General features: G+C 71.9%; 9 protein-coding genes. All 9 read left to right on the top strand.

Features of this window, described 5'->3' with window-relative positions; genetic code table 11:
* Positions 1-65: 65 nt before the first annotated feature.
* The 9 genes from argC to IEZ24_RS14110 are packed head-to-tail and all read left to right on the top strand — an operon-like array spanning position 66 to position 9,305.
* Positions 66-1,094 (top strand): N-acetyl-gamma-glutamyl-phosphate reductase, encoded by a 1,029-nt coding sequence (argC, locus tag IEZ24_RS14070; protein WP_129454307.1) that lies wholly within the window; start codon positions 66-68, stop codon positions 1,092-1,094.
* Positions 1,091-2,242, top strand: a complete 1,152-nt coding sequence (gene argJ, locus IEZ24_RS14075) for a bifunctional glutamate N-acetyltransferase/amino-acid acetyltransferase ArgJ (RefSeq protein ID WP_129454306.1) — start codon at positions 1,091-1,093, stop codon at positions 2,240-2,242. The genes argC and argJ overlap by 4 nt, the downstream gene beginning before the upstream one ends.
* Complete coding sequence (gene argB / locus IEZ24_RS14080; RefSeq protein WP_129454305.1) at positions 2,239-3,183, top strand: acetylglutamate kinase; 945 nt, start codon at positions 2,239-2,241, stop codon at positions 3,181-3,183. Before argJ ends, argB begins: the two co-directional genes overlap by 4 nt.
* Positions 3,180-4,400 carry an acetylornithine transaminase gene (locus tag IEZ24_RS14085; RefSeq protein WP_129454304.1) on the top strand — a complete coding sequence of 407 codons (1,221 nt, stop codon included), beginning with the start codon at positions 3,180-3,182 and terminating at the stop codon, positions 4,398-4,400. The genes argB and IEZ24_RS14085 overlap by 4 nt, the downstream gene beginning before the upstream one ends.
* Positions 4,397-5,332: an ornithine carbamoyltransferase gene (argF, locus tag IEZ24_RS14090; RefSeq protein WP_129454303.1), complete on the top strand. Its 936-nt coding sequence runs from the start codon at positions 4,397-4,399 to the stop codon at positions 5,330-5,332. Before IEZ24_RS14085 ends, argF begins: the two co-directional genes overlap by 4 nt.
* Positions 5,329-5,880, top strand: a complete 552-nt coding sequence (locus tag IEZ24_RS14095) for an arginine repressor (protein ID WP_129454302.1) — start codon at positions 5,329-5,331, stop codon at positions 5,878-5,880. The genes argF and IEZ24_RS14095 overlap by 4 nt, the downstream gene beginning before the upstream one ends.
* A complete protein-coding gene (gene argG / locus IEZ24_RS14100) occupies positions 5,877-7,322 on the top strand; it encodes an argininosuccinate synthase (protein WP_129454301.1) in 1,446 nt (481 codons plus the stop codon). The genes IEZ24_RS14095 and argG overlap by 4 nt, the downstream gene beginning before the upstream one ends.
* The gene (argH, locus tag IEZ24_RS14105; protein ID WP_129454300.1) at positions 7,322-8,758 is read left to right on the top strand and encodes an argininosuccinate lyase; all 1,437 of its coding nucleotides are present in this window, start codon (positions 7,322-7,324) and stop codon (positions 8,756-8,758) included. The genes argG and argH overlap by 1 nt, the downstream gene beginning before the upstream one ends.
* Positions 8,742-9,305, top strand: a complete 564-nt coding sequence (locus tag IEZ24_RS14110) for a DNA-3-methyladenine glycosylase (protein ID WP_207206755.1) — start codon at positions 8,742-8,744, stop codon at positions 9,303-9,305. The genes argH and IEZ24_RS14110 overlap by 17 nt, the downstream gene beginning before the upstream one ends.
* The last annotated feature ends 350 nt before the right edge of the window (positions 9,306-9,655 follow it).

Here is a 9,655-nt window from a genome sequence, read left to right on the forward strand (position 1 = left end):
CCGTCGCGCCCCGGCATTCACGACCCGGTGCGCCGATCCATGCAGACCAATGTATAGTCATGCACATGACCGCATCAGTCGCCGTTGCCGGAGCCAGTGGGTACGCCGGGGGTGAGGTCCTGCGCCTCCTCCTGGGCCACCCCGGCGTCGAGATCGGCACGCTCACCGCGGGCTCCAACGCCGGCGAGCGCCTCGGTGCGCTCCAGCCGCACCTGCTCCCGCTCGCTGACCGCGTCCTGGCCGACACCACGGTCGAGACGCTGGCCGGCCACGACGTCGTCTTCCTCGGCCTGCCGCACGGCCAGTCCGCGTCGATCGCACAGGCCCTCGGCGACGACACCGTCGTGATCGACTGCGGCGCCGACTTCAGGCTCACCGACCCGGGGGAGTGGCAGGCGTTCTACGGCGGCGAGCACGCGGGCTCGTGGCCCTACGGCCTGCCCGAGCTGCCCGGCCAGCGCGACCTGCTGCGGGGCGCGCGCCGCATCGCCGTTCCCGGCTGCTACCCGACCGTCTCCACGCTCGCGATCGTGCCCGCCGTCGCTGCCGGGCTGATCGAGCCCGACGTCACCGTCGTCGCCGCATCCGGCACCAGCGGCGCAGGCAAGGCCGCGAAGCCGCACCTGCTCGGCAGCGAGGTGATGGGCAACGCCAGCGCCTACGGCGTCGGCGGCACGCACCGGCACACCCCCGAGATCGTGCAGAACCTCAGCGGCGTCGCAGGCGGCCCCGTGAAGGTCGGCTTCACGCCGCTGCTGGTCCCGATGTCGCGGGGCATCCTCGCGACCGTGCAGGCACCCCTGCTCGACGGCGTCACGCCGGAGCAGGTGCGCGTCGCCTACGCCACCGCGTACGACTCCGAGCCGTTCGTCCACCTGCTCCCCGAGGGGCAGTGGCCGCAGACCCAGTCGGTGCTCGGGTCCAACGCCGTCCAGGTCCAGGTCGCCGTCGACGAGCGCGTACGACGACTGGTGGCGGTGGCCGTGGTCGACAACCTGGCCAAGGGCACCGCCGGCGCCGCCGTCCAGTGCATGAACCTCGCCCTGGGCCTCGACGAGGCCACCGGGCTCTCCACGATCGGACTCGCTCCATGACCGTCACCACCCCGAAGGGTTTCACCGCGGCCGGCGTCGCCGCCGGCCTCAAGTCCACCGGCGCCAAGGACCTCGCGCTCGTCGTCAACCAGGGCCCGACCTTCGACTCCGCCACCGTCTTCACCGCCAACCGCTGCAAGGCCAACCCCGTGCTCTGGAGCCAGGAGGTCGTCAAGGACGGCGTCGTGCGCGCCGTCGTCCTCAACTCCGGTGGCGCCAACTGCTACACCGGGCCGGAGGGCTTCCAGACCACCCACGCGGTCGCGGAGAAGGTCGCCGAGGGCCTGGGCATCGGCGCGATCGACGTCGTCGTCTGCTCGACCGGGCTGATCGGTCTCGCCAACGACCGCGACACCCTGCTCGCCGGCGTCGAGGCGGCCACCACCGAGCTCTCCGCCGACGGCGGCGCCAGTGCGGCCGAGGCGATCATGACCACCGACTCGGTCAGCAAGAACACCGTCGTCGAGGGCGCCGGATGGTCGATCGGCGGCATGGCCAAGGGCGCCGGGATGCTCGCACCCCAGCTGGCCACGATGCTGGTCGTCATCACCACCGACGCCGTCGTCCCGGCCGCCGAGCTCGACGCCGCCCTGCGCGCCGCCACCCGGGTCAGCTTCGACCGGCTCGACTCCGACGGCTGCATGTCCACCAACGACACGGTGACCGTGATGGCCAGTGGCGCCAGCGGCATCACGCCGACGCCCGAGGACTTCACCGCCGCGCTCACCCAGGCCTGCACCGACCTCGCCATGCAGCTGCTCAAGGACGCCGAGGGCGCCGACCACGAGATCGCGATCACCACGCTGCACGCAGCGTCGGAGGACGAGGCGGTCGAGGTCAGCCGGAGCGTGGCGCGGAGCAACCTCTTCAAGGCCGCGGTCTTCGGCAACGACCCCAACTGGGGACGCGTGCTCGCCTCCATCGGCACCACCAGTGCACAGTTCGACCCCGCCGACCTCGACGTCGCGATGAACGGCGTCTGGGTCTGCAGGCGGTCCACGCCCGCTGCGGACCCGGCCTCCGTCGACCTCACCGGCCGGGAGGTCAGCGTCACCATCGACCTCAAGTCCGGCGACGCGCGAGCCACCGTCTGGACCAACGACCTCACCCACGCCTACGTCCACGAGAACAGCGCCTACAGCTCATGAGTGACGAGATGACGACCCAGAACCCCCGCCGACCCGACCCCGCGAAGGCCCGTACGCTCGCGGCCGCGCTGCCGTGGCTCAAGCGCTACCACGGCCAGACGATCGTGGTGAAGTACGGCGGCAACGCGATGACCGACGAGTCCCTCAAGGTCGCCTTCGCCGAGGACATCGCCTTCCTGCGCTTCGCCGGCTTCAAGCCCGTCGTGGTCCACGGCGGCGGTCCGCAGATCTCGCGGATGCTCGACAAGCTCGGGATCGAGACGGAGTTCCGCGGCGGCCTGCGGGTCACCACCCCCGAGGCCATGGACGTCGTCAGGATGGTGCTCGTCGGCCAGGTCCAGCGCGAGCTGGTGGGCCTGGTCAACCAGCACGGTGCGCTCGCTGTCGGACTCTCCGGCGAGGACGCCGGACTCTTCACCGCCGAGGCGACCAACACGGTCGTCGACGGCGAGGAGGTCGACCTGGGACTGGTCGGCGAGGTCGCCCGCGTGCGGCCCGAGGCGGTCCTCGACCTCATCGAGGCCGGACGGGTGCCGGTGGTCAGCTCGGTGGCCCCCGACGTCCACGGCGTGGTGCACAACGTCAACGCCGACACCGCAGCGGCCGCGCTCGCCATCGCGCTCGGTGCGGAGAAGCTGCTCGTCCTCACCGACGTCGAGGGTCTCTACCGCGACTACGGCAACTCCGACGACCTCATCCAGGAGATCAGCCCCGAGGCGCTCGGCGAGCTGCTGCCGAGCCTCGACGCGGGCATGGTCCCCAAGATGCGCGCCTGCTACGAGGCCGTGACCGGGGGAGTCCCGCGCGCGACCGTCGTCGACGGCCGCGAGCCGCACGCCGTCCTGCTCGAGATCTTCACCGACGAGGGCGTCGGCACCCAGGTGCTGCCGGGTGCCGCCACCAAGCTGCGCAAGCCCTACGGGAGCGAGGACACGGCATGAGCGAGTCACTCCAGCACCGCTACGCCGGTGCGGTCATGAACACGTTCGGTCCCCCCGCCCTCGCCCTCGTGCGCGGCGAGGGAGCGCACGTGTGGGACGCCGACGGCAAGGAGTACGTCGACCTGCTGGGCGGCATCGCCGTCAACGCGCTCGGCCACGCGCACCCCGCGCTGGTGCAGGCCGTGACCACGCAGCTCTCGACCCTGGGCCACGTGTCCAACTTCTTCGCCACCGAGCCGCAGGTAGCCCTCGCCGAGCAGCTCGTCCGGCTCCTCGGCTGGGACGAGTCGGCCCGGGTGTTCTTCAGCAACTCGGGCGCCGAGGCCAACGAAGCTGCCTTCAAGCTCACCCGACGCACCGGACGCACCCGTCTCGTCGCCGCAGAGGGCTCGTTCCACGGCCGCACGATGGGTGCGCTCGCGCTCACGTCCAAGGCCGCGTACCGCGAGCCGTTCGAGCCGCTGCCCGGAGACGTCACCTTCGTGCCGTACGACGACGTCGCCGCCCTCGAGGCAGCCGTCGACGGCACCGTCGCCGCCGTCGTGCTCGAGCCCGTCCAGGGCGAGGCGGGGGTCGTCGTCCCCTCCGCCGACTACCTCGCTGAGGCCCAGCGGATCGCCCACGAGCACGGGGCACTGCTCTGGCTCGACGAGGTGCAGACCGGCATCGCCCGGACCGGCGCGTGGTTCGCCCACCAGCTCGTCGAGGACGTCGCGCCCGACATCGTGACGCTCGCCAAGGGCCTGGGCGGTGGCATCCCCATCGGCGCCACCGTGGCGCACGGCGCGGCCGCCTCGCTGCTCCAGCCCGGCAACCACGGGACCACCTTCGGGGGCAACCCGGTTGCCGCAGCGGCCGGCCGCGCCGTCCTCGACACGATCGAGGCCGACGGCCTGCTCGCGGCCGTGGTCGAGCGCGGCGCGCAGCTCGAGGCGCTGCTGCGCAAGCAGACCGGCGTGGTCGAGGTGACCGGCTCCGGGCTCATGCGCGGTGCCGAGCTCGACGGGCCGTACGCCACCCACGCGGTGGCGTCGGCGCGCGAGGCCGGGTTCATCCTCAACGCCACCGGCCCGACCCGGCTGCGGTTCGTACCGCCGCTGGTGATCACCGCCGCCGACCTCGACGCCCTCGACGCCGCCCTGCCCGGGATCCTCGACAACGCCCGCGCCGCCGCCGCACCGTCCACCACCCCGTCCACCACGGAGACCACCCCATGACGTCCGCGACGCGCCACCTCCTCCGCGACGACGACCTCTCGCCGGCCGAGCTGCTCGAGGTCCTCGACCTGGCCGACCGCATGAAGGCCGAGCCGTTCGAGCACAAGCCGCTCGCCGGCCCCCACACCGTCGCGCTGGTCTTCGACCGTCCGACGCTGCGCACTCAGGTGTCGTTCGCGGCCGGCATCGCCGAGCTCGGCGGCAACCCGATGACCGTCGACGGCGGCCTCGCCGCGATGGGGTCGCGGGAGGGCGTCGAGGACGTCGCCCGGATCCTCGGCCGGCAGGCCGCCGCCATCGTGTGGCGCACCGCCCACCAGGCCGACGTGGTGACCATGGCGGCCTACTCGGGCGTGCCGGTCCTCAACGCGCTCACCGACGAGTTCCACCCCTGCCAGCTCCTCGCCGACCTCCAGACGGTCCGCGAGCACAAGGGCCGGCTCGCCGGCGTCCGCGCCGCCTTCGTCGGCGACGGCGCCTGCAACATGGGCAACTCGTGGGTGCTCGCGGGTGCCACCGCCGGCATGCACGTGGTGGTCGGCGCCCCGGCGGGCTTCACCCCCGACGCGCACGTCGTCTCCAGGGCGCGCGAGATCGCCCAGGACACCGGCGGCTCGATCGAGCTGGTCGCCGACCCGGTCGAGGCCGTCACGGGCGCGGACGTCGTCATCACCGACTCCTGGGTGAGCATGGGGCGCGAGGAGGAGTCGGAGGAGCGGCTGCGCGTCTTCCCGCCCTACGGCATCACCGAGGACCTCCTCTCGCACGCGGCCGCCGACGCGATCGTCATGCACTGCCTGCCCGCCTACCGGGGCAAGGAGATCTCCGAGGAGGTCATCGAGGGGCCCCACTCCGTGGTGTGGGACGAGGCGGAGAACCGCCGCCACGCCCAGAAGGCCGTGCTGACCTGGCTGCTGGAGCGCTCGTCATGAGCGCTGTGTCGCCCCTGACCAAGAGCGCCCGCCACCAACGGATCATCGACATCGTCACGTCCCACCCGGTGCGGTCGCAGACCGAGCTCGCCGACCTGCTCGGCGACCACGGCGTCCGCGTCACGCAGGCCACGCTGAGCCGTGACCTCGTCGAGCTCGACGCGGTCAAGGTGCGCGGCGCCGACGGCGCCCTCGTGTACGCCGTGCCGGGCGAGGGCGGCGACCGCACAGTCTCCGCGCCCCGCGAGAGCGCTGCCGGGCGTGACCGGCTCGCCCGGCTCTGCGGCGAGCTCCTCGTGAGCGCCGAGGCGAGCGCCAACCTCGTCGTCCTCCGTACGCCGCCCGGCGCCGCGCAGTTCCTCGCCAGCGCCTTCGACAAGGCCGACCTCGGTGACATCCTCGGCACGATCGCCGGGGACGACACCGTCCTGGTCATCGGCCGCGACCCGAGCGGCGGCGCGGCCCTGGCGCAGCGCTTCCTCGACCTCGCCAACGAGGCCCAGCACGCACACCACCACCTCCCGACTTCAGCAAAGGACTCCCAGTGAGCAAGGTCCTCACCTCCCTCCCGGTCGGCGAGCGCGTCGGCATCGCGTTCTCCGGCGGCCTCGACACCTCGGTGGCGGTCGCCTGGATGCGCGCGAAGGGAGCGGTGCCCTGCACCTACACCGCCGACATCGGCCAGTACGACGAGCCCGACATCTCGGGCGTGCCCTCGCGGGCCATGCAGTACGGCGCCGAGATCGCCCGGGCGGTCGACTGCAAGACCCAGCTCGTCGAGGAGGGCCTGGCCGCCCTCGCCTGCGGCGCCTTCCACATCCGCTCGGGCGCTCGCGTCTACTTCAACACCACGCCGCTCGGCCGCGCGGTCACCGGCACGATGCTCGTCCGGGCCATGCACGACGACGACGTCAACATCTGGGGCGACGGGTCGACCTTCAAGGGCAACGACATCGAGCGGTTCTACCGCTACGGCCTGCTCGCCAACCCCGACCTGCGCATCTACAAGCCGTGGCTCGACGCCGACTTCGTCACCGAGCTCGGCGGTCGGCACGAGATGAGTGCCTGGCTCACCGAGCGCGACCTGCCCTACCGCGACAGCCAGGAGAAGGCCTACTCCACCGACGCCAACATCTGGGGCGCGACCCACGAGGCCAAGACGCTCGAGCACCTCGACGTCTCGCTGGAGACCGTCGAGCCCATCATGGGCGTGAAGTTCTGGGACCCCTCGGTCGCGATCGAGGCCGAGGACGTCACCATCCGCTTCGACCAGGGCCGTCCGGTCGCCATCAACGGCACCACCTACAGCGACCCGGTCGCGCTCGTGCACGAGGCCAACACGATCGGCGGCCGCCACGGGCTCGGCATGTCCGACCAGATCGAGAACCGCATCATCGAGGCCAAGTCGCGCGGCATCTACGAGGCCCCTGCGATGGCGCTGCTGTTCATCGCCTACGAGCGGCTGGTCAACGCCATCCACAACGAGGACACCGTCGCGCAGTACCACAACGAGGGGCGCAAGCTCGGCCGGCTGCTCTACGAGGGCCGCTGGCTCGACCCGCAGGCGCTGATGATCCGCGAGTCCATCCAGCGCTGGATCGCCTCGCTCGTCACCGGCGAGGTCACCCTCCGCCTGCGGCGCGGCGAGGACTACACGGTCCTGCGCACCGACGGCCCCGCGTTCTCCTACCACCCCGACAAGCTCTCCATGGAGCGGACCGAGAACGCCGCCTTCGGCCCCACCGACCGCATCGGGCAGCTGACCATGCGCAACCTCGACATCGCCGACTCGCGTGCCAAGCTCGAGCTCTACGCCTCCCAGCCGCTCGACCAGGGCCAGGTGCTCGTCGAGAACGGCACCCTCTACGGTGCCATCGAGGCCGGTGGCTTCGACCGGATCACCGGCCACTCGGCTGCCGACCAGGTGGACGAGGACGACCTCGACGAGTCCGCGCTCGAGAGCGCGGCGATGGAGTTCGGTACCGACTGATGGCAGACACACCCACGAGCGCAGGCACGACCAACGAGGGCTCGCTGTGGGGCGGGCGCTTCGCGAGCGGCCCCTCCCCGGAGCTCCAGGCGCTGTCGCGCTCGACCCACTTCGACTGGCAGCTGACGCCGTACGACCTGGCGGGCTCGCGCGCCCACGCCAACGCCCTGCACCGCGCCGGGCTCCTCACCGATGCCGACCACGCCGAGCTCCTGCGCGGGCTCGCGGCGCTGGGGGAGCGGTACGCCTCCGGCGACCTGCGACCGGCCGACACCGACGAGGACGTGCACGGCGCGCTCGAGCGGCTGCTGCTCGAGGAGGTCGGCCCCGAGGTCGGCGGTCGGCTGCGGGCGGGTCGCTCGCGCAACGACCAGGTGGCGACGCTGTTCCGGGCCTACCTCCGCGACCACGCCCGCACCATCTCCGGGCTCGTGCTCGACCTGGTCGAGGCGCTCGCCGGCCAGGCCGCCGAGCACCTCGACGTGGTCATGCCGGGTCGTACGCACCTGCAGCACGCCCAGCCGGTGCTGCTGTCCCACCACCTGCTGGCCCACGCGTGGCCGCTCGTGCGGGACGTCGAGCGCCTCCGGGACTGGGACGCCCGCGTGGCAGGCGACTCGCCGTACGGCTCGGGCGCCCTCGCCGGGCAGACGCTGGGGCTCGACCCGGAGGCCGTCGCGGCCGAGCTCGGGTTCACCGGCTCCTCGGCCAACTCCATCGACGGCACCGCGTCACGCGACTTCGCCGCGGAGTTCGCGTTCGTGACCGCCCAGATCGGCGTCGACCTGTCCCGGCTCGCCGAGGAGGTCATCCTCTGGACGACGCGCGAGTTCGACTTCGCCACGCTCCACGACTCGTGGTCGACGGGGTCGAGCATCATGCCGCAGAAGAAGAACCCCGACATCGCCGAGCTCGCGCGCGGCAAGTCCGGGCGGCTCATCGGCAACCTGTCCGGCCTGCTGGCCACCCTCAAGGGCCTGCCGCTGGCCTACAACCGCGACCTCCAGGAGGACAAGGAGCCGGTCTTCGACTCCGTGCAGACGCTCGAGGTCCTGCTGCCGGCGGTGACCGGGATGGTCGCCACGCTCACCTTCAACGGCCCGCGGATGGCCGAGCTCGCGCCTCAGGGCTTCTCGCTCGCCACCGACGTCGCCGAGTGGCTGGTGCGCGAGGGCGTGCCGTTCCGCGACGCCCACGAGCTCGCGGGTGCCTGCGTACGCCTCTGCGAGGAGCTCGGCTGCGACCTGCCCGACCTGACCGACGAGCAGCTGGCGACGATCTCGCCGGCCCTGACGCCGGAGGTCCGCTCGGTGCTCACCGTCGAGGGCTCCGTGTCGTCGCGTTCCGGGCGTGGCGGCACGGCTCCCGTCCGGGTGCGTGAGCAGCTCGACGAGCTGCGGGCCGCCAGTGCGGGTCACCGTGGTCGACTGGGCTGAGGGCGACCCGCTCGAGGTCGCCCCGCGGTTGCTCGGCGCCGTGCTCACGCACGGGGGAGTGTCGGTACGCCTCACCGAGGTCGAGGCCTATGCCGGGCCCCTCGACCCCGGGTCCCACGCCTACCGGGGCCGTACGCCCCGCAACGCCGTCATGTTCGGCCCGCCCGGACGCCTGTACGTCTACTTCGTCTACGGCATGCACCACTGCGCCAACCTCGTCACCGGGTCCGACGGCGACCCGGGCGCCGTCCTGCTGCGAGCCGGAGAAGTGGTGGCCGGGATCGACCGGGCACGGTCGCGACGGCCCGGCTCGTCCGACCGCGACCTGGCGCGCGGACCTGCGCGCCTGTGCCGCGCCCTCGGCATCGACCTGGGCGACAACGGGGTGCGTCCCGAGCTCGTCCCGGGGGAGCAGGTGGTCCAGATCAGTCGTGGGCCCCGCGTCGGACTGCGACATGCAGCCGACCTGCCGTGGCGGTTCTGGGCCACCGGCGACCCCACCGTCAGCCCCTACCGCCCCGCGGCGCCACGCCGCGCAGGCCGCTGACCTGCGGTTATGCACGAAGGGGACCCCCGGTTTGGCATGACGGGCGGACGTCGTCTAATGTTTCACCTGTCGCCGCAAGCGGCGCCGCCTCCTGGCCAGAAGGTCAGATGAAGCGGAAACCAGCTGCGACCACCGAAGCACGAAGTTCCGCCGAGTTTGACGCGGGATGGAGCGCCCGGTAAGTTTCTGCAGGTTGCCCCGCGACCGGACCAGCACAGCTGGCGAGGATCGGGTGCGTCTGATTCTTGAGAACTCAACAGTGTGTTTGATTAGTCGACGAATTAGTTTGTTATGCCCCGTTGACACTGGTTTTGTTTGGTGTCGCGGTTTCTTTGACAATGATTCTGGCA

It is taken from the genome of Nocardioides ganghwensis, from assembly GCF_014779655.1.
In the GTDB taxonomy this organism is placed as follows: domain Bacteria; phylum Actinomycetota; class Actinomycetes; order Propionibacteriales; family Nocardioidaceae; genus Nocardioides; species Nocardioides ganghwensis.

What these genes read in the sequence shown, in the direction of transcription:
- argH (WP_129454300.1), top strand. Translation starts at nt 7,322, where the DNA reads ATGGCAGACACACCCACGAGCGCAGGCACGACCAACGAGGGCTCGCTG.
- IEZ24_RS14095 (WP_129454302.1), top strand. Translation starts at nt 5,329, where the DNA reads ATGAGCGCTGTGTCGCCCCTGACCAAGAGCGCCCGCCACCAACGGATC.
- argC (WP_129454307.1), top strand. Translation starts at nt 66, where the DNA reads ATGACCGCATCAGTCGCCGTTGCCGGAGCCAGTGGGTACGCCGGGGGT.
- argB (WP_129454305.1), top strand. Translation starts at nt 2,239, where the DNA reads ATGAGTGACGAGATGACGACCCAGAACCCCCGCCGACCCGACCCCGCG.
- argJ (WP_129454306.1), top strand. Translation starts at nt 1,091, where the DNA reads ATGACCGTCACCACCCCGAAGGGTTTCACCGCGGCCGGCGTCGCCGCC.
- IEZ24_RS14085 (WP_129454304.1), top strand. Translation starts at nt 3,180, where the DNA reads ATGAGCGAGTCACTCCAGCACCGCTACGCCGGTGCGGTCATGAACACG.
- argF (WP_129454303.1), top strand. Translation starts at nt 4,397, where the DNA reads ATGACGTCCGCGACGCGCCACCTCCTCCGCGACGACGACCTCTCGCCG.